Origin of the sequence: Micromonospora sp. NPDC048999 (genome assembly GCF_040649295.1) — a bacterium.
In the GTDB taxonomy this organism is placed as follows: domain Bacteria; phylum Actinomycetota; class Actinomycetes; order Mycobacteriales; family Micromonosporaceae; genus Micromonospora.
This window is the reverse complement of record NZ_JBEZFI010000010.1, coordinates 12563-33169: the sequence shown is the minus strand read 5'-3', so window position 1 is coordinate 33169 and position 20607 is coordinate 12563. Positions and strand designations below refer to the sequence as shown.

Here is a 20607-nt window from a genome sequence, read left to right as displayed (position 1 = left end):
AACGGGCCGGGGCGGGTCAGACCCGGTCGACGAGGTCGGCGGACTCCAACTCGGCCAGGAACGTACGCACGTCGGCCGCGGCCCGCTCCCGGTCCACCGGGGTGCGCTCGATCAACGCGGCGGTCAGTTCCGCGGCGGTGGCTCCCGCCACCAGGTGCGGCCAGAGCAACGCCGCAGAGCGGTCCAGCGCGAAGTACACGGACTGCCGGGTGTCCAGCAGCACCGCCTCCTCGCCGGCCGTACGCCAGGCGACCCGGTCCGCCCGGACCCGGTACACGGTTGCTGCCTCGGTGCTCAACTCGGTGCCTCCACAGTCGGTTGCCGCCCGGCCCGTTGACCGGCCAGCCAGAGGTGCTGCACGAGTGCCGCGGTCAGTGAGCTGACCGGCCAGTCGGACCACTCTCGGCGCAGCGCGTCCACGTCCACCAGCGTCTCGTCGGCGCCGGTGCCGTCCCAGGATCGGATGAATTCGCGGGTCGCGGCCCGGAAGAACACCTCGTCGAAGGTGGCCTTCGGCCGTGGCGCGACGACCAGCGGCGGCAACTCGGCGTCGGCGATGTCGGCCAGCAACTCCCGGCGCGACGGCGAGCGCAGCCGGCCCCGACGCGCGGCCAGGGCAGCGGCGAAACCGTCATCACACAGCGGATGCACGGCCAGCACATCGTGGTCGGCGGCGACGGCGGCCAGGCTGGCCCGGGTCATCGACAGATCCCGGCGGCGCAGGTGCCAGGCGATCCGCCCGGCCAGCCGATGCGGTTCGGCGCGCTGCTCGGCGCGCAGTTCCTGACGCACCTGCCGGGACACCCGCGGGTGCAGCCACGGGAACAGGTCCGGCTGCGGGCGCAGCCAGCGGGCCCGAAAAAGGCCGAGGCGCATCCGCAACGTGCCGGGGCGACGCCGCCAGCCGGCCAGGACCTGGTCGCCGCCGGCGCCGGTGAGCAGGGACCCGCCCCGGGCCAGTTCGACGATCGGCAGGTGGACGTGCAGGTTCGGCGGGTGCACCGGCCCGTATCGTGCCAGCAGCCGGCGGGCGACCGGGCCGACCAGGTCGAGGTCCTCACCGGCGCGCAGGATCTGCCATTCCCGCCCCAGGCCCAGTTCGGCGAGCAGTCGATCCTGCCACTGCGACTCCTCGGCCCGGGGCGCCCCGGTGAACCGCCAGGTGACCGGCACCGGGTCGGGCAGCCCCTCGTGTCGGGCGACCCGGGCGGCGACGGCGAGGACCAGCGAGGAGTCCAGCCCGCCGGAGAAGCTCACCAGGCACGGTGGGCGGCGCAGCGCCGGTAGCACCGCGTGTTCCAGCGCGACGATGGGGGTCGGTGCCGGGCCGGGCCGGGCAGCGGGCGGGGGCGCGGCCGGGTTCAGGCCCAGCACGATGCCGCAGGCCACGTCCCGGGCGGTGGGCCGGGGGAGCGCGATGTCACTCACGGGTGAGCACTCCTCTGCGTTTGGCGATCCACAGCGCACGGTCGAAGACCCAGGCGGACAGCGGCAGCAGGATGGCGGCCACCCCGGCCAGGATCAGCGCGCTGTGGCCCCAGCCCGCGCCGGTCAGCGCGTGCCGCAGCCCGTCGAGGGCGATCCGGCTGGGTAGCGGCTCGGCCATCGCGCGCAGGGCCGTCGGCAGCGCTGAGGCCGGGAAGTACGCGCCGGACAGGAAGGACAACGCCACCACCGTCAGCCGCGCCACCGGATCGCCGTGGCCGACCGCCACCGTAAGCCCCATCAGCGCCACGCCGAGCGGCAGCGTGCCGAGCATGCCGAGGATCAGCACGGCGACCACGCCGGGCCAGTCGGCGTGCCCGAGGTGCAGGCCGAAGAACCCGCCCAGTACCGCCAGGTAGACCCCGGCGCGGAGTAGGGCGAAGGCGAACGAATAGCCGGCCAGCCCGAGGGCGAGCGCCCAGCCCGGCATTGGCTGGGTGACCAGCAGTTCGAGAGTCCCGGCCCGCTGTTCGGCGGCCACCTGCACGACGAGTTGCACGGTGGCGGCCTGCAGCACCAGCAGGAAGACGATGCCCACCGCCACGAAGTCGAAGTAGCTGGTCGCGCGGGTGAAGTCGGCGTGCGGGGCCAGGGTTAGCACGCGGGAGACGAAGAGAAAGACCAGCAGGTTCAGCAGCCCGAACGCCAGATCCAACAGGAATGGCAGCCGCAGGCCGCGGCGTTCGGTCAGGTCGCGGCGCAGCAGCGCGAGCATCGCCCGCCCGGCAGCCGCCTCGCGCGCCGCCGCCGGGGGGACCGTGGCCGACACGGCATCCGGACGCGTCGAGGATAGTGTCCGCACGACACTCCTCATCGGCGTGCCGGCATGGTCAGCACCCGATCGCACCGTTCGCGGTCCTCCGCCAGGTGCGACGCGAGCACACAGGTCAGTGCGGGGCGGCGGGCCAGAGCTGACCAGACCCGCTTCCGCCCGTCGGCGTCCATGCTGCGGCCGGGCTCGTCGAGCAGCACCACGGCCGGGTCGCCGAGCAGGGCTCGGGCGACGACGACGCGTGCCCGCATTCCGGCCGAACATCGTTCCACCGGCACGCTGGCGTAGGCGTCGATACCGAACTCTCGCGCCAGCCCGGCAACCGCCGGGGCCGCCTTCCGGGCGGGCAGGCGCATCCGGGCCACCAGCATGAGGTTGTCGTGCCCGGTGAGCCGACCGTATAGGCCCTGCTCAGGAGCGAGGGCGGCGCCGACCAGGCGACGAGCCGCCGGAGAACCGGCCGGCCGACCGGCGATCAGCGCCTGCCCGGCGCTGAACGCGAGGCTCCCCGCCAGGCACCGCAGCAGGGTCGTCTTGCCGGAGCCGTTGCCGCCGCTGAGCAACAACCGCGTTCCCGCCGCTATCTCAAGGTCGAGGCCGGAGAAGATCGAGCGGCGCCCGAAGACGCGCCCGGCACCGATGAGCCGCAGCATCCGGTCAGCCGGTGGGTGGATCTCGGCGGAATCAGATGGAACCCAAGGCACCGGCTTGGCCGACCGCGTCGGTGACGCCGGGCGTGCCACCCTGGGTCAGCTCGGCCAGCGTGCCCAACCGGCGCAGTTGCGGTGGCTGGTAGTCCCGCGGCGCCTCGTCGACCTTGCTGGGTGCCGGAAGATCCTTCACGAATTCCTCCAATTGGGTAAATATAGACTGCCCGGATCATACCTCCTTTGGCTGGTTACCGGCCGTTTTGCTCCTTCAATTGTCGCATTGCACAATGAGGAATGATCGCGAGGCAGGCCTGGACCGACCGGAGTGGATTGCTGGTGCTGCCCGGTGGCGCGACCGTACGCGGGCGGCGGCTCGCCGACCCGGCGACGCCGGCCGACTTCGCCCTCGTCCTGGCCGGCGGACCGACCCCGCCCTGGCCGTACCGCCGGCTTCGCTGGCCCGACTTCTGGGTGCCGCTCGACACCGCCGACGCGGGCGACGCGCTGCGCGAGGCATGGCGGCGGGCGTACGCGGGGCAGCGGGTGGAGGTCGCGTGCCACGGCGGCGTCGGACGCACCGGCACCGCGCTCGCGGCCCTCGCCGTGTTCGACGGGCTGGCCCCCGAGGAGGCGGTGCCCTGGGTACGCGCCCGCTACCACCCGCGCGCGGTCGAGACCCCGTGGCAGCGGCGCTGGCTGCGCCGGCTGTGAATCCTGCCGGCACCTCCGGTCGCACCCGCCCATGGGCGAAGAACGTTCGCAATTGGTCCATAACGTGATACCAAGTCGGATTCCGCCGAACGCCCGTTGGCCCACGGATCTCCACCCAAAGAGGGTTCGGCAGGCGGGACTGAGGGCTGCCGTAGAGCGATCTTGCGGTTAGTCTCCCTGGACATGAGAGCTCGGGCACTGGCCGCACTCACCGCCGCCGTCTTTCTGGGCGCCGCCCCCGCCGCGCAGGCCGCCCCGGCGGCGCGAGCCGCACAGGCCACGCCAGAGGCTCCGCTCGTAACCGCCCCGGCCTCCGTGCCGTGCCCGAAGGCGAAGGTGCCGGCCCCGAAGGTGTCCCACCCGCCCCGACCGGTGCCCCCGCCGGACGTGCCGGCCGACCGGGTCGTCGGCGGCGAACTGCTCGACACGCCGGGGTTGGTGACACCCGACGGCGCACCCGCGCCGCCGGCCGTCACCGCGCGGTCCTGGCTGGTCGCCGACCTGGACACGGGCGCGGTGCTGGCCGCCTGCGGCCCGCACGAGTACGGCATCCCGGCCAGCACCCAGAAGCTGCTGCTGACCGCCACCATGCTGCCCCGGCTCGACCCGAAGCAGGTGGTCACGGCGACCCGTGGCGACCTGGACATCGAGCCGGGCAGTTCTGCCGTCGGCCTGCTCGTCGGCGGAAAGTACACCGTCGAGACGGTGTGGCTCGGGCTGCTGCTCAACTCGGGCAACGAGGCGGCCAACCTGCTGGCCCGGCTCGGCGGCGGCGCGGACGGCCTGCCCGGCGGGATACGGGCGATGAACGAGGAGGCTCAACGGCTCGGCGCCCGGCAGACGCACGCCGTCACCCCGTCGGGCCTGGACGGGAAGGGACAGTTCACCAGCGCGTACGACCTGGCGCTGATCGCCCGGGCCTGCTTCGCCGACCCGTTGTTCCGCCGGTACGCGCTCACCGAGCACACCAAGATCCCCGCCCAGCCGGCCCTGAAGAAGGGCGGTTTCCAGATCCAGAACGACAACCAGCTCATCTACCGCTACCGGGGTGCCCTGGGCGGCAAGACCGGCTACACCGATCTGGCCCGGCACAGCTACGTGGGCGCTGCCGAGCGCCACGGCCGGCGGCTCGTGGTGACCCTGCTCGGCGCCGAGGCCCGTCCGGTACGCGGCTGGGAGCAGGGCGCGCAACTACTCGACTGGGGTTTCTCCCTGCCCCGGGACGCCTCGGTGGGTCGGCTGGTCGAGCCCGGCGAGCTGGACGTGGCGGAGCCGGCTCCGAGCAACTCGCCGACCGCGCCCCCGCCGACCCCGTCGCCGCAGTGGCGGGGACCGGTCGCGACCGCGCTGCACCGCATGGCCGACGGCGACTGGCAGATCATCGTGCCCACCGCCGGCCTCCTCGCGCTCACCGTCGGTGGTCTCGTGGCGGCACTGGTCGCCCGCCGGAATCGCCCCCGCCGAATCGGCCGCCGCCGCGCGTAGGACCGCCGTCTTCCGCCGAGTAGGTGACCCGCCACGCCGGGTGCCGCCGGGTGGAGCGGTGCGGTTGCCGCCCGGCGTACGGTGGCATCGCCCTATGGTCGGAGCATGCGGGACAGCGGCGGGAAAGGCACCGCCGGGCTGGTCCGCCAACTCCTCGCCGAGCGGGGAGTCTCGGTGTGTGCCGTCGCGCCGCTGCCCGGCGATCGTCGCGGCTCCCACCCGTGGCGGGTCACCACCACCGACGGGCGTGACCTGTTCGTGAAGCTTTCCGTCGGCCGGCAGCGGGACGCCGGCCACCTGCGCCGGTGGGGTCGGCGGCTGCGCTACCGCCACTTCGGCGACTACCCGGGCTACGCCGGCGCGGCGCAGAAGGCCGAGCGTGAGGCACGCCTGCTGCGGCTGGCCGGGCGGGCCGGTGTCCGGGTGCCGCGACCGCTGGACGAGGCCGCCGGACCGGCCGGGGAGGGGTTGCTCGTCGAGGAGTTCACGCCCGGTCGGCCGCTGGACGCGCTCGGCGCCGGCGAACTCGGCGGCGACGCGCTGGCCGACGTCTGGCGGCAGGTCGCGTTGCTGCACCGGGCTGGACTCGCCCACCGCGACCTGCGCGGCGCCAACATTCTGGTGACCGACGCCGCGGCCCGGCTCGTCGCGCTGGCCGCCGGCACCGACCGGGCCACCCCCGAGCAGTGCGCCCGCGATCTGGTGGAACCGTTGGTGGTGCTCGCCGGGCTGGCCGGCGTACGCACGACCGTCACGGCCGCCGTCGACCACCTGGGCGCCCCGGCGGTGGCCGACAGCCTGCCCTGGCTGCAACCCGCGCTGCTGTCCCGGACCACCCGGCATACGCTGACCGACCGGCCGGGCCTGCTCGACGAACTCCGCTCCGAGATCGCCCACCGCTGCCCGGGCCGCCCGGTGCGCACCGCCCGGGTCGTCCGGTTCACCGGCCCGGACCTGTTCCTGCTGGTCATGCTCGGTGTCCTGGGCTATTTTCTGGTGACCGACTTCGGCCGGGTGGCCGTGGCGACACAGGCCCTGGGCCGGGCCGACCCCGCTGCGGTGGTCGGCGCGCTGCTGGCCGCCGCGGCGACGTACCCGATCAGCGCCCTTGCGCTGCGGCTCGCGGCGGCGGGCCGGATCCCCTTCGGCACCACCGTGTCGGTGCAGGTGGCGGCGGGCTTCGTCAACCGGATCGCGCCGGGCGCGGTCGGTGGGTTCGCGCTCAGCCTGCGCTACCTGCGTCGGCAGGGACTGCCGCTGCCGGTCGCGGCGACCACGGTCGCCGTCGACCGGGCCGCCGGCTTCCTCGCCTTCACCCTGCTGCTGCCCGTCCTGCTGCCCTTCGCGCGGGGCTCGGTGCAACACCTGCGCGCCGCGTTCGCCGGCCGGGGCTGGATGGTGCTGCTGGTCGGGCTCGGTCTGCTGGCGCTGGCCGCCGTGGCGCTGGCCAGGCCCCGCTGGCGGGCCCGCACCCGGCACGCCGGACGCCAGGCGCTCGACGCGCTACGCCTGCTGGTGCGCAGCGGTCGGATGCTGCGGCTGCTGGCCGCCGGCCTGGCGCTCACCCTGGCGTACGGGACCGCGTTCTGGCTCTCGCTGTTCGCCGTCGGGCTGTCCGCCCAGCCGGCCCTGGTCGCACCAGTGGTGTTGGTCTGCTTGGTGGGGGAGGGGGTGGCCACGGCCGCGCCGACCCCCGGCGGGCTGGGTGCCACCGAGGCCGCTCTGGTCTCCGGCCTGCTGCTCTACGGTGTTCCGGCGGGCATCGCGGTCGCCGGGGTGCTGATCTACCGGCTCGCCACCTTCTGGCTGCCGGTGCTGCCCGGATACGTGGCGCTGCGGCTGCTGGTGCGCCGACGTGCCATCTGACCCGGCGTGGATGGCACCACCCTGGGTACACCAAGGCGGTGGTTGCCGCGTTGCCGCAGTCCGCGGGTGGCCCCCCGGTGAGGGCCGGTCCCGTGCGTGCCGGCTGGGCCCTGGCGGCGGCGCTGCCGGCGTTGCACGTGGCCCCGATCGTGACCGCGCTGCCGTTCGTCCGGCGCCGGTTCTTCCCCGCCCTGCACGGTGTCGGCCCGCCCGATCGGGTCGCGCTCACCTTCGACGACGGCCCCGACCCGGAGTCGACCCCCCGGTTCCTGGAGGTGCTGGCCGAGCATCGGGTCCGGGCCACGTTTTTCCTGCTCGGCGTGATGCTGCAGCGCTCGCCCGAGCTCGGGCGGAAGATCGTCGCCGCCGGCCATGAGGTGGCGGTGCACGGCTGGCGGCACGACAACATGCTGCGGCGCGGCCCGGTGGCGACCGTCCGAGACCTGGCCCGCACCCGTGCGCTGATCACCGCCGTGACCGGCCAGACGCCCCGGTTCCTGCGCCCCCCGTACGGGTTGCTGACCGGTCCCACCCTGCTGGCGGCGCGGCGGTTGGGGCTGGCGCCGGTGCTGTGGAGCTGCTGGGGCCGGGACTGGGCCGCCACGGCCACCGCCGAGTCGGTGTACGACACCGTACGGGCGAAACTCTCCGGCGGGGGCACGATCCTGCTGCACGACTCCTCGTGCACCTCCGCGCCGGGCGCCTGGCGGGCCGGGCTGGGCGCCCTGCCCCGGCTGCTGGCCGAGTGCCGCCGCCAGGGCTGGACGGTCGGCCCGCTCGGCGGGCACCGGGACGCGGTCGGCTGACCCTGCGGTGCTGGCCTGCCGCACCCGTACCGGCCGTCCGGTCAGCCGGACGCGAAACTGACCGGCCCGTCGGCGGGCACCGGCCGGGCCGGCCCGGCCGGGGTGGGTTCCGGCACCCGCAGCCCGATCCGGGCACCGCCGCTCGGTCCGCTGCCGACGGTGATCCGGCCGTGGAGCGTGGCGGCCACCGCGCGGACGATGGCCCAGCCGAGACCGGTGCCGGTGGCGGTGGGGCGACCGGGCTGCCCGGCGAGGAGATCGGGTACGGCCTCCGGCGGGATGCCCACGCCCGAGTCGATCACCTCGACCGTCCACCCGGCCGCGTCCCGGTGGCCCACCAGCGCGATCCGGTCGCCCGGGCCGGTGAACTTCACCGCGTTCTCGATCAGGCAGTCCAGCGCCGCCTCCAGCCGCTCCGGGTTGACCCGGGTGAGCCCGATCGCCGACCGGCAGGACCATTCCCGGTCGGCGGTGGGCGCCCAGCGCCGGGCGATCCGGGCCAGCTCGGTGTCCAGGTCGACCGGGCGTACCGGGTGCTGCTGTTCGAGCTGCATCAGGGTGACCAGTCGGTGCGCGATCCGGGACACCTTGTCCAGCTCCTCGAGCACCACCGCGGTGTCCGCCAGGGTCGACGGGTCGTCGTGGGCGGTGCGCAGCAACTCGGTGTAGCCGCGGGCGATGGTCAGCGGCGTACGCAGTTCGTGCGAGGCGAGCCGGACCAGCAGCTCCTGCCGGTGCGCCCGGTCCCGTTCGGCCTCGCCGATGCGGCGCATCTCGTGCAGCAGGAGGTGCCGACGGTGTACGTGCCAGGCCATGACGCCGAAGACCACCGTCATCAGCGGTTCCTCGCTGGTCTCTTCCCAGCGGATCTCGCCGACGGCCGCGTGGTGGGCCAGGATCAGCCCGGTCGTGGTGGTCACCGCCACGAGCGCGGCCACCATCCAGGAAAGCCGCCAGGTGGTGAAGCCGTATACCAGGGCCAGGCTGATCCAGACCAGGTGGAACGGCACCGTCTCCTGCCCGGGCAGGTACCACATCAGCACCACGTTGACCGCGGCGAAGGCGATCCAGACGCGGGCCAACAGTCGGTCATTCGGCGGCGTACGCATAACCCACGCCGCGTACCGTCTCGATCCGGTCCGGCCGGTCCAGCCGGCCACGCAGCCGGCGGACCGACACGTCGACCACGTTGCTGCCCGGGTCGAAGTGCAGTCCCCACACGTCGGCCAGCAGCTCCTCGCGGCTGCACGGGCGGCCGGCCCGGCTCATCAGATGCTGCAACAGCAGGAACTCGCGCAGCGGCAGATCCACCCGTACTCCGTCGACGGTGGCCTGGCGCCGGTGCAGGTCCAGCTGCACCGGACCGATCCGGAGCCACCGGCCCGCGTCCCCGGTGGGCGCGCCGCGCATCCGGGCGCGTACCCGGGCCAGCAGCTCGGCGACCGCGAACGGCTTGCCGAGGAAGTCCGCCGCGCCCGCCTCCAGCACCGCCACCCGGGTGCTGATCTCCGGTACCGCCGAGAGCACCAGCACGGGCTGCGCGGGCCGTCGCTCCAGCAGCCGGTCCAACACCTGGCGGCCGTCCAGGCCGGGCAGCATCAGGTCCAGCACCACCAGGTCGAAGTCCCGGCGCAGCGCCGCGTCCAGGCCGGACGTGCCGGACGACGCCCGCTCGGTCAGCAGGCCACCGCCCTCCAACGCCCGGGTGACCAACCGTCCGATCCGCTCGTCGTCCTCGATCACCAGTACTCGCCCCACCGTGCCCCCACAGACGTCGGTGACGTTTTATCCCTTCATGGAGCGCGCTTCGTGTTTGTTCGCGCCACGGCCGAACGGCGCACCTTTGTGTCGCGGATCCGACACAGAGGGTTGTCGGCCTGATGACGCTCGCATGACGACGCCGTCATGAACGGTCGCCGGCGCGGCGTCACCGCCCATGCTCCTCACACCGGCCCGGCCGCATACCGGCGCGGCCGTTCTCGTTGACCGAGGGGGTGAGGGCATGCCGCGCCGTTCCGTCTGGCCGCGCTGGTTCGTGTCCGTCAGTTGCCTGTTACTCGTCGGGTTCGTCGTACCGCCCGGTCCGGCCGCGGCCGCCGCCGAGCCCACCACGGGTGACATCACCCTCAAGGTGGTCAGCGCCCGCACCGTCGGGCCGGCGCCGCAGATCCAGCGGGGCGATCCGGTGACCGACTACCGCTGGATGATCACGGCGGACGACACCGGCGACCCGCACGACGCGCCGGCGCACTGCCTGCCGGCCCGGGCCGGGGTGGCCAGCGCGCCGGACTTCGCCGACCACTGCCGCTGGCCGTCCATCCGCAACACCCCCGGCGCGGTCCCGGTGATCGCCCAGGGCGACCAGAAGGCACTGGCCACCGGCAAGGCGCTGGGCCATCTGCCGCCCGGCCGCTACCTGATCTCGGTCACCGCCGACGGCTACAAGATCGATGGTGAGCACTTCACGGTCACGCCGGGCCGGACCACCGCGGTGACCGTCGGCATGCAGCCGTACCCGCTGCCGCTCGGCACGGTCCGGCTGCGGGTCTTCGAGGACAGCGCCCCGGTCGACGGCACGTACGAGGTCGGCGCCGAGCGGGGCCTGGCCGGCTTCACCGCCCACCTGGCCGACGTGATGGGGGAGGTGACCGTCGACTACTACGGCAACCCGCTCTGCACCGAGTACGAGCACACCGCCCCGGACGCCACCCACCCGGCCGGGAAGGTCGTCTTCGACGACGGCGCGCCGGTCATCGCCGAGGAGTCCACCGGCTGCCGCAGCGACGCGAACGGCGACATCGTCATTCCCAACCTCGGCCCGAACCGGTACGCCGCCTCTGTCGTCGCCCCGAGCGGGCAGACCTGGGTGCAGACCACCACGCTGGAGGGCGGCCACGACTGGGACGTCTGGGTGCAGGAGAACGACACCGGCTACGACACGGAGCAGAGCCTCGGCGGCGAGCTGGTGCCGTACGTGGACTTCGGCTTCGTCTCCCCGAAAGCGCTCACCGGCAGCGCCACCGGCGCGATCACCGGCACTGTGGTGCAGATCCTCACCTACATCGGCGGGCAGGGCGGCGTGACGGTGCCGGAGACCGGGGTGGCCGGCGGGAAGATCGCCGGCCCGGTGCCCCGGCCCTGGGTGGCCCTGTCCGACCTGGGCAACGGAGACCAGATGATCTACCTGGATCGCGGTGCCGCGGACGGCTCGTTCCGCATTCCACACGTGCCCGACGGCGACTACCAGCTGACCCTCTGGGACGGCCCCCAGGAGATGCTGCTCGACTCGTTCAACGTCACGGTCAGCGGCGGGAAGACCGTCAACGTCGGCACCAAGCCCCTGGCCGGCTGGTTCACCGAGATCACCGGCACGGTCTTCGTCGACACCAACGGAAACGGCCGGCAGGACCCGGGCGAGAAGGGCGTGCCCCGCTTCCCGTTGGCGGTCCTGGAACGCGACAACTCCCTGATGGACCAGGCCACCAACACGGTGATCACCGACAGCAACGGCCACTACAGCATCAAGGAGGTGTACCCGCTGACGAAGTGGCTGGTGCTGGAGGCGTTCCACACCCGCTACAAGACCACCGGCATCACCTACCAGGCGCCGAACGACCCCACGCCGACGACGCTGCTCGGCTCGGCCGTCGACGTCGACGTGCTGCCGATCATCGGGCTGTCGGGCCGGGTGGACTGGGGTGTGCAGCCGTACCGGGGAACGGAGAACGGCGGCATCGCCGGCACCGTCACGTACGACACCACCCGCAACGAACTGGACCCGGCGTACGCGGTCACCGAGCCGTACCAGCCGGGCATCCCCGGTCTCCAGCTGCACCTGCACGCGGTGGTCCGGGACGAGAACGGGGACCCGGTCCGGGACGAGGACGGATCGCTGAAGAAGGGGCCGGAGCTCAACGACGCGTACACCTCGGAGACCTGGGCGCCCGGACGGGGCTGCACCGCGCGGATGTTCGACGGGCGCCCGCTGACCGACCAGCTCGCCCTGCCGGAGTTCGGCACCGAGGCGAACCAGATGTGCGTCGAGGCGCCGATGATGGGCTTCCAGGCCGCGCCGACCGACAACGATCCGACCAACTTCGGGCAGACCGTCAACGGCAACTACGCGTTCGCCGACTCCAAGCTGAACCTGTTCCCGCCGGGCGACCCGGCGAACCCCGGCCCCGACCACGACATGCCGCTGTACGCGCCGCTGCCGGATGGCGAGACCCAGCCCCTGGTGCCGGACGACTACCTGGTGTCGGTGGAGTTGGGCGAGAACCCGGTCGGCGGCGGGTCGATGTACCTGCCGACCCGGGAGGAGGACGTCAACGTCTTCGACGGTGACGGCTACCTGCCCCAGGAGAACTTCCCGCCCTCGCCCGACCAGGCCACCGACCAGCCGGCGCCACCCGACCCGCAGCCCGACCCGGGTGAGCCGCCGTCGCAGGGCAACGGCATCACCTCGTCCTGCGCGGGCGCCCTGCACGAGGTGCACGTCACCAACCCCGCCTTCCTCGACGGTGGCGGCAGCCCATTCGAGGGTCAGCGGCGCCCGCTCTGCGACACGAAACTGGTCGAGGTCCGGGCCGGGCAGACCAACGCGCCCAGCTTCAGCCTGTTCACGCCGGTGCCGCTGCCCACCCACTTCTGGGGGCTGGTGATCAACGACCTCGGCCTGAGCCACGACAAGCGCAGCATCAACTACGGCGAGGCCGAGGGCATCCCGAACATCCCCGTCGGCCTGTACGACTGGGCCGGCCGCCTGGTGGACACCGTCGACACCGACTTCAACGGCATGTACGAGGCGATCGAGCCCTCGACCAGCACGTACAACTGCCCGCTGCCGGCCGGGCCGTGCCCGAACATGTACCGCTTCGTCGGCAACGACCCCGGCCAGCCCGGCCACCTGAACGCCAACTACAACCCCCGCTACCGCACCATCGGCACCAACTTCCAGGCCTGGCCCGGCCTCTACACGGTGACCGACACCGCACCCACCGGGGTCGCGGCCATCGGCATCTCGCCCGGCTCCGGGCAACTCGGCCCGGTGCAGTGCGACCCGGGCGGGGACAACCCGCAGTTGTACGCGGTCTCCCGGCCGTTCCTGCGCAGCACCGACACCGACCGCCGGGTCACCATCACCGGCACCGGGTTCGGCACCCGCGGTCCGGGCAGCGCGGTCCGGTTCACCTCGGCCGGCACCAACCCGACGCTGACCGTCAACTCCTGGTCCGACCAGAAGATCGAGGTCACCGTCACCGGTGGCTCGGTCGGCCCGGCCGACGTGAGCGTCACCGCCGCCAACGGCCGGCAGACGATCAACGGCCTCACCTTCCAGATCCTCGGCGCCACGACCGGCAGCGGTATCGGCGGCGCGAACAACCCCCGGCTGTTCCAGGTCAAGCCGCCCGCCTCGGCGGTACGCACCGGGGAGACCACCTACGCCAGCGTGCAGGCGGCACTGGAGGCGGCGGCCACCCTCGGCGGCATCGGGGTCGTCGCGGTCTGGCCGAACACCCCGGGCCCGGACAACCCGGCCGGCGCCTACCTGGAGAACGTGGTCGTGCACTCCTCGGCACGGCTGCAGGGCGTCGGCCCGGGCGGCCGGTACGCAGACGGGACCGTCGTCGCCGGGTCCATCCTCGACGGCCGGGCGTTCCGCATCGACAACCCGGACGGCACCGCGTGGCTGAACCTGGTCGCGTCCCTCCCACACGCCGGGCCGGAGGCGGTGCCGGACGGCGCGGTGGTGACCGTGCTGGCCCGTCCCGGGCAGTTCGGCGCGAGCAACGGCGTCACCATCGACGGCTTCCGGATCACCGGCGGCAACCAGGCCGACTTCCCCGGCAATCTCAACCCGGTGACCGGCGGGGTGAACACCCCGTACGGCGCGCCGGGCGCGGTGGTGACCCAGGGCGGCGGCATCTACCTGCACGGGGCGGCCCGCTACACCCGGATCACCGACAACGTCATCGTCGGCAACAGCGGCTCGTACGGCGGCGCGATCCGGATCGGCACCCCCTACCTGAACACCACCAACGATCACGTCACCGTCTCCCGCAACCAGATCCGGGACAACGGCGGGACCAACCTGGCCGGCGGCATCGGCATCTTCGCCGGCAGCAACGCGTACTCGGTGGACCACAACGCCATCTGCGGCAACTTCTCCGCCGAGTACGGCGGCGGCATCAGCCACTACGGCCTGTCGTACAACGGCCGGATCGCGAACAACCGGATCTGGCTCAACCAGTCGTACGACGAGGGCGGCGGCATCATGGTCGCCGGTGAGCTGCCGTCGGACCCGACGAAGCTGTCACCCGGCACGGGCGCGGTGCAGATCGACGCCAACCTGGTGGAGGCCAACCTGGCCAACGACGACGGCGGCGGCGTCCGGGTGCTCCAGGCCGGCAACGTGCCGATCTCGGTGATCAACAACATGCTGGCCGACAACATCTCCACTCACGAGGGCGGCGGGATCGCGCTCGACGACGCGCCGGACGTGCGGTTCGTCAACAACACCGTCGCCGGCAACATCACCACCGCGACCGCGGCGACCAGCACCGGCCGCGCCGCCCCGGCCGGCCTCTCCACCACCGAGAACAGCAAGCAACTGCAGGCGACCCTGCCGGCCGACTCGCCCAACTTCAGCAAGCCGAAGCTGTTCAACAACGTGTTCTGGGACAACCGGGCCGGCGAGTGGACCGGTGAGTACGTCAAGGGCATCGGTGCCGCCGGCGCCCCGGCCGGGGACACCGTCCGGCACTGGGACATGGGCTCCGCCGACGGGGTGGGCCCGCTGACCCCGACCAACTCGGTGCTCCAGGACACCACCGGCACCACGCTCGTCGGCACCAACCGGGTCGGAATCGACCCCCGGTTCCGCAGGCCGTTCCCGGTGTCGGTGCAGATCCTCACCTCGCGCACCTTCCCGTCGTTCCGGCAGGCGGTGATCGTGCTCCAGGAGGTCCCGCAGGCCGAGATGGGTGACTGGCACCTCGCCGACGCCACCTCGCCGGCGCGTGGGCTGGGAGTGCTCTCCCGCACCTACGGCACGTTCACCGTCACCGCCCCGACGGTCGACATCGACGGACAGGCGCGCAGCACCACGCGGCCGGACGCCGGCGCCGACGAACTGTCCTGACCGTCCGCGGGCGGCCGGCGCACACCGGCCGCCCGTGGGCCCCGCGCCCGTCCCACCCATCGAGGAGGAGATCGTGACCGATCCCGTACGGCAGCGGAGCCTCAGCCGGCGTGCCCTGCTCGCCGGCGTCACCGGTCTGGGCACCTGGGCGGTCCTGCCCGAGAGCGGCTCCGACGCCCAACCGCGCCGCCCGGCGGCGGTCCTGCCCCGCGCGGTGCCCAACCCGTCGGTGGCCCTGCACCTGGCGGCCACCGACGGCTGGGTCTCCATGCCGCAGGGCTCCCCGGCGATCAGCCCGTTCTGGCCCGACCCGCTTGCCCCGCCCAACACCGACCTGTACGTCTTCGGCTTCCGCGACGTCACCGGCCTGTCCGCCACCGAGGTCACCGCCCAGCGCGGCAAGGCGCAGATCACCGCCCCGCTGCTCGGCTTCGACCAGGAGACCGACATCAAGATCAAGCTGACCAACCTCGGCCTGGCCCAGCGCCCCGACCTGGTCGACGGGCACACCGTGCACTGGCACGGCTTCCGCAATGCCATCCCGCTCTTCGACGGCGTGCCGGAGCTGTCCATCTCCGTGCCGATCGGCCGCGAGTTCACCTACTTCTTCCGGCCGCACGACGCCGGCACGTACATGTACCACTGCCACTTCGAAGACGTCGAGCACGTGCAGATGGGCATGACCGGCATCGTCTACGTACGGCCCACGCAGAACGCCGGCACCGTTGACGTCCCGCCCGGGAAGTACGCCTACAACGACGGCGACGGCAGCACCCGGTACGACCGGGAGTTCGCGCTGATGCTCACCGAGGTGTGGGCCGAGGCGCACTACCGCGACGCGCACATCCAGACCACCGACTGGACCGACTACAAGCCGTCCTTCTTCGCCTTCAACGGCCGCTGCTACCCGGACACCCTCGCCCCCAACGGCGACCCGCTCAGCCCCGCCGCCGGGCGGCTGCGCTACCAGCCGATCTCCTCGGTGATCATGGCGAACGCGGGGGAGCGGGTGCTGTTGCGGCTGGCCAACCTCGGCTACTGGAACCACACCCTCACGGTCGACGGCATCGACCTGCTGGTGGTCGGCAAGGACGCCGCGCTGCTGCGCGGCCGGGACGGCAGCGCCGAATATCAGGTGACCAGCACCGTCGAGATCGGGCCGGGGGAGAGCCGCGACGTCATCTTCACCGCGCCCGACGCCGGCACGTACCTGCTCTACGACCGCGACCTGATGTCCCTGGCCAACGCCGGCGGCGGACGGGGCGGGCAGCTGACCGAGATCCGGATCTCGCCGCCCGGCACGCTCGCGGCGCAGACCCGGGCGAACGCCTGAGATGGGGGTACCGATGCTTCGTCTCGACCGCGGCCGGTGGAAGCGGCTGAGCGCGGTGCCGCTCGTCGCGGCCATCGTCGCCGTGCTCCTCGTCCCCGGGCCGCACCGGGTGGCCGCCAGCCCGCCGGCCGGCCTGGAATGCCTGACGTCCCGCGACAACGCCTTCGACCTCACCGCCACCGGCGGATACGCGGGCATGCCGGACGGCAACACCATCTACATGTGGAGCTACGCGGCCAGCGGCGGCGAGTTCCAACTGCCCGGCCCGACGCTCTGCGTCACCTCCGGGGTGAAGGTCACCGTCGTGCTGCACAACACCCTGCCGGAGCCCACCTCGATCACCTTCCCCGGTCAGGCGCGGGTGCTCGCTGACGGGCGGCCGGCCCAGCCGGAGACCGACAGCGCCGACAACCTCACCTCGCTCACCACCACCGCCGCGGCCGGCAACGGTTCGGTCACCTACACCTTCACCGCCGGCCCGCCCGGCACCTACCTCTACCAGTCCGGCACCGACGTGCAGAAGCAGGTGCAGATGGGGCTCCACGGGGCGCTGGTGGTGCGCCCGGTCGGCCACCCGGACCGGGAGAACGACCGGGCCGACTCGGCGTTCAACCCCGACCACGAATACCTCTACCTGCTCGGTGAGATCGACCCGGACCTGCACCTGGCCGTCGAGCGCAAGCGGGCGTACGACTTCACGAAGTACAAGGCCCGCTATTTCACCATCAACGGGCGCAGCATGCCGGACACCCTGGCCCCCAACCACGCCGACTGGCTGCCCGACCAGCCGTACGGTGCGTTGATCCACATCCAGCCGTACGACCCGACGAGCAACCCGAAGCCAGCCCTGATCCGCTACCTCAACGCCGGCTCGGTCAGCTACCCGTTCCACCCGCACGGCAGTGACGAGCAGTTGATCGCCCGGGACGGCCGGCCCGCGCAGGGCCCCGGCGGGCAGGACCTCTCGTTCTCCAACTTCCTCATCGACGTCGCGCCCGGGCAGACCGTGGACACGCTGATGGTCTGGAAGGACGCCGAGCACTGGAACCCGAGCACCAACCCGATCCCGGTGCCGCTGCCGTCGTTGCAGGACCAGATCGTCGGCCCCGGTCCGGAGACCTGGTTCGCGGAGAACCCGTACCTCGGCGGTGCACAGGGCGAGCTGCCGCCCGGCGTGGTGCAGAACAACCAGTGCGGCGAGTACTACCACGTCGCGCACAGCCACGCGCTGGAACAGGCCACCAACTACGGGGCGAGCTTCGGCGGAATGATGACGCTGATCCGCATCGACCCGCCCGCCGGATGCCCGGCATGACACGGCAGGGGAGGGCGACGATGACACTGACCCGTACGCCTCGGCTGGTCGCCGGGATCGCGGCGGCGCTGCTGGTGCTGGGCCCGGCCCCGACGAACGCCGCGGCCCGGCCCGCCGCCGGATCCGCCGGCCCGGCCACTCTCGCGGCAGCACCCTCCGGTCGGGCGTCGGCTTCCCTCGCCGGGCCACCCGGCCCGCCGCAGGGCACGTTGCCGCAGACCGGCTGCCGGCTCGCCGCCGGCACCGCGACCTGCGACCTGTGGGCCAAGCCCGGTTCGGTGGTGCTGCCCGGCGCCGCCGCGCCGGTGCCGATCTGGGGCTTCGCCTCGACCGACGCCGCCACGGCCACCCTGCCCGGCCCGGTGCTCGTGGTCGACCAGGGCAACCGGGTGACCATCACCGTGCACAACGGGCTCACCGACAACCTGTCGCTGGCGTTCCCGGCGGTCACCGGGCTCGCCCCGGACCGCACCGGCGCCGCCCCCGGCGGCACCCGCGGCTACACCTTCACCGCCTCCCGCCCGGGCACCTACCTCTACCAGGCCGGCCACACCACCTACGGGGCACGGCAGATCGCCATGGGCCTGGTCGGCGCGCTGGTGGTCCGTGCCCCCGCGGTCGGCGGGCGGCCCAGCGCGTACGGGGACACCGCCTCGACCTACGACGACGAGGCGGTGCTGGTGCTCACCGAGGTCGACCCGGCGTTCAACGCCGCCCCGCGCACCTACGACATGCGGGCGTACGCCCCGAAGTACCGCCTGATCAACGGCAAGGCCTTCCCGGAGACCGACGTGGTCGCCACCGACGCCGGCCGCCGGGTGCTGCTGCGCTACGTCGCCGCCGGGCTGCAGCCGCACCCGATGACCCTGCTCGGGCTGGACCAGGCGGTCGTCGGGCAGGACGCCCGCCCGGCCGCGTACCCGGAGGCGGCGGTGACCCTGCCGCTGCAACCCGGGCAGGCGGTCGATGCGGTGGTCGATTTGCCGGCCGGGTCGGACGGGCGACGCTTCGCGCTGTACGAGTCGGGCGGGCAGCTCAACAACGCCGGCCAGCGCTACGGCAGCACGGTCAACGGGATCAGCCCGCAGCAGGCCTTCGGCGGCATGCTGACCTTCCTGGACACCGACCCGCCGCCGATCAGCGGCGACCACGTCGGCCCGACCTCGGCGAACGTCCGGGTCGCACCGAACCCGGCCAGCGTGCGGAACACGATCACCGTCACCGCCGACTTCACCGACGCGCGCAACGGCAACTCGGTGGTGGACCGGGCCGAGGCGGTCGTCGACGACCTGCGGATCGCCGAGGGCACGGGCACCGCGTTCACCGCCGCCGGCTTCGGCGCCGGCCCGACCGTCACCGGGGCCACCGCCATCCTCCCCGGCGACCTGCTCGGCACGCTCAGCCAGGGCAAGCACACCATCTGGGTACGCGGCCACGACGTCGCCGGCAACTGGGGGGTGGTCGGCAGCACCACGCTGAACCTCGCGGTCACCGGCGCGGTCACCACCGCCGTCAGCCTCAGCCCCAACCCGGCCAACGGCACCGCGGGCATCGCCATCTCCGCCACCGGCGACGACCGCGGCCTGGGTGGCACGGTCACCGCCGCGGAGTACTTCGTGGACGCCACCGGACCCAGCGGCACCGGCGCCCCGCTCACCCTGGCCAACCCGGGTACGTCGGTCAGCGCCGAATCCGGCGTCATCCCCGCGGTGGTCGCCGCAGCCCTGTCCGAGGGCCGGCACAGCGTGCACGTGCACACCAGGGACTCGTTCAACTTCTGGGGCCCGTACGGCACCGTCGACCTGGTGGTGGACCGGACCGCGCCGACCCTGCTCTCCGCGGCGATGGAACCGGCCGCCACCGACGGTCGTACCGGCTCGGCGGCCGACCCGGCTCACCTGCGGATCAACGCGGCGTTCACCGATCCGGTCGGGGGCGGCGTGCGCTCGACGATCGCCGGCGCGGAGGGCTTCCTCGACGTCGGCGGAGCGGACGGCGCCGGGTTCACTCTCCTGGCCCTGGACGGGTCGTTCAACAGCGCCACCGAGAACACCTACGGGCTGCTGCCGCTGAGTGAGCTGACCGGGGCCGCCGACGGCATCCACCAGGTGCTGGTGCACGCCCGCGACTCGGCCGGGAACTGGGGACCACTCGCCGCGGTCACGTTCGTCCTGGACCGGACCGGGCCGGTGATCACCGCCTTCACCGCGACGCCGAACCCGACCGCCCGGGCGGCGACGCTCTCCCTGACCGCCGCCGCCACCGACCTCTCGGCGGTCACCGACGCCGAGTGGTACGAGGGCGCCGACCCCGGCGTCGGCCACGGCCACCCGATGACGGTCAACGGCAGCGCCGTCTCCGCCACGGTCGCCCTCAACGGGTTCAGCAAGGGCAGCCACACGTTGTGGGCCCGGGCCCGGGACGCGCTGGGCCACTGGGGGACGGCCGCCTCGGTGACGGTCGACGTCGACCCGCCCGACGCGATCTTCTCAGACGGGTTCAGCAACGGCACGAAGGCGTGGTCGCAGGTGTTCGGCACGGTGTCGGTCAGCGCCGGCCAGTTGGTCGCCAGCACGGTCGGCTACGTCCTGGACGACACCCCGGCCGCCGAGCGCACCATGCACACCAAGGCCGACGTCATCCTCGGCACGTTCAACCCGCAGACCGCCGTGGTCACCGTCCACCAGCTGCGCAACGCCGCCGGCAGCCCCCTCGCCGTGGTGCAGTACCAGCGCAGCAACGGCGTCAACCAGTTCCGGCTCGGGCTGCTCCGGCCCGCCGGATGGGCGTACACCGCGTGGGCGAACGTGAACGGGGGGACGTTCCGCCTGGACTGGGCGTCGGCCACCGCGGGCTCGGCCACCCTCAAGGTCGGCACGGTCACGGTCGGCACCCTGACCGGCGACACCAGCGGCTACACGGTGGAGTCGGCGACGCTGGGCCTGATCGCCCGTACCGCCACCACCACCGGGTCGCTGAGCTTCGACAACTACGCCTCCACCCGCTACACCGCACCCTGAGCCGACCCGTGGGGGTCGGGCAC

At 73.0% G+C, this 20607-nt stretch carries 15 protein-coding genes; 8 read left to right on the top strand and 7 right to left on the bottom strand.

Annotated features, from left to right (window positions below):
• Positions 1-16 precede the first annotated feature (16 nt).
• Genes AB0C02_RS14255 through AB0C02_RS14235 form a run of 5 tightly spaced genes read right to left on the bottom strand, consistent with a single transcriptional unit; the run spans position 17 to position 3112 of the window.
• A complete protein-coding gene (locus AB0C02_RS14255; protein ID WP_357548088.1) occupies positions 17-298 on the bottom strand; it encodes a PqqD family protein in 282 nt (93 codons plus the stop codon).
• Positions 295-1428: an asparagine synthase-related protein gene (locus AB0C02_RS14250; protein WP_357548085.1), complete on the bottom strand. Its 1134-nt coding sequence runs from the start codon at positions 1426-1428 to the stop codon at positions 295-297. The genes AB0C02_RS14255 and AB0C02_RS14250 overlap by 4 nt, the downstream gene beginning before the upstream one ends.
• Positions 1421-2287 (bottom strand): ABC transporter permease, encoded by an 867-nt coding sequence (locus tag AB0C02_RS14245; protein WP_357548083.1) that lies wholly within the window; start codon positions 2285-2287, stop codon positions 1421-1423. The genes AB0C02_RS14250 and AB0C02_RS14245 overlap by 8 nt, the downstream gene beginning before the upstream one ends.
• 8 nt (positions 2288-2295) lie before the next feature.
• A complete protein-coding gene (locus AB0C02_RS14240; protein WP_357548080.1) occupies positions 2296-2910 on the bottom strand; it encodes an ABC transporter ATP-binding protein in 615 nt (204 codons plus the stop codon).
• A gap of 31 nt (positions 2911-2941) precedes the next feature.
• Entirely contained in the window at positions 2942-3112 is a 171-nt protein-coding gene (locus AB0C02_RS14235) for a lasso RiPP family leader peptide-containing protein (protein ID WP_357548077.1), read from the bottom strand.
• Between the two features lie 89 nt (positions 3113-3201).
• On the opposite strand from AB0C02_RS14235, the gene AB0C02_RS14230 reads away from it, so the two are divergent.
• The 4 genes from AB0C02_RS14230 (at position 3202) to AB0C02_RS14215 (ending at position 7775) form a co-directional block, all read left to right on the top strand.
• A complete protein-coding gene (locus AB0C02_RS14230; protein WP_357548074.1) occupies positions 3202-3618 on the top strand; it encodes a protein-tyrosine phosphatase family protein in 417 nt (138 codons plus the stop codon).
• A gap of 183 nt (positions 3619-3801) precedes the next feature.
• The gene (locus AB0C02_RS14225) at positions 3802-5103 is read left to right on the top strand and encodes a D-alanyl-D-alanine carboxypeptidase (protein ID WP_357548072.1); all 1302 of its coding nucleotides are present in this window, start codon (positions 3802-3804) and stop codon (positions 5101-5103) included.
• Positions 5104-5208: 105 nt separating this feature from the next.
• Positions 5209-6969, top strand: a complete 1761-nt coding sequence (locus AB0C02_RS14220; RefSeq protein WP_357548070.1) for a lysylphosphatidylglycerol synthase transmembrane domain-containing protein — start codon at positions 5209-5211, stop codon at positions 6967-6969.
• A gap of 77 nt (positions 6970-7046) precedes the next feature.
• Positions 7047-7775: a polysaccharide deacetylase family protein gene (locus tag AB0C02_RS14215; protein ID WP_357548069.1), complete on the top strand. Its 729-nt coding sequence runs from the start codon at positions 7047-7049 to the stop codon at positions 7773-7775.
• 41 nt (positions 7776-7816) lie between these two features.
• Here the strand turns inward: AB0C02_RS14215 and AB0C02_RS14210 are convergent, their stop codons facing one another.
• Entirely contained in the window at positions 7817-8857 is a 1041-nt protein-coding gene (locus AB0C02_RS14210; RefSeq protein ID WP_357548067.1) for a HAMP domain-containing sensor histidine kinase, read from the bottom strand.
• A 7-nt stretch (positions 8858-8864) separates the two neighbouring features.
• A complete protein-coding gene (locus AB0C02_RS14205) occupies positions 8865-9518 on the bottom strand; it encodes a response regulator transcription factor (protein WP_357548065.1) in 654 nt (217 codons plus the stop codon).
• Positions 9519-9777: 259 nt separating this feature from the next.
• Here AB0C02_RS14205 and AB0C02_RS14200 point away from each other — a divergent pair, with 259 nt between their 5' ends.
• From AB0C02_RS14200 to AB0C02_RS14185, 4 genes are all read left to right on the top strand, one after another.
• The gene (locus AB0C02_RS14200) at positions 9778-14916 is read left to right on the top strand and encodes an SdrD B-like domain-containing protein (protein WP_357548064.1); all 5139 of its coding nucleotides are present in this window, start codon (positions 9778-9780) and stop codon (positions 14914-14916) included.
• 73 nt (positions 14917-14989) lie between these two features.
• The gene (locus tag AB0C02_RS14195) at positions 14990-16249 is read left to right on the top strand and encodes a multicopper oxidase domain-containing protein (protein ID WP_357548063.1); all 1260 of its coding nucleotides are present in this window, start codon (positions 14990-14992) and stop codon (positions 16247-16249) included.
• A 13-nt stretch (positions 16250-16262) separates the two neighbouring features.
• On the top strand, positions 16263-17564 hold the full coding sequence (locus AB0C02_RS14190) for a multicopper oxidase domain-containing protein (RefSeq protein ID WP_357548060.1): 1302 nt from the start codon (positions 16263-16265) through the stop codon (positions 17562-17564).
• Positions 17565-17584: 20 nt separating this feature from the next.
• Complete coding sequence (locus tag AB0C02_RS14185) at positions 17585-20584, top strand: multicopper oxidase domain-containing protein (protein WP_357548058.1); 3000 nt, start codon at positions 17585-17587, stop codon at positions 20582-20584.
• Positions 20585-20607: the final 23 nt, after the last annotated feature.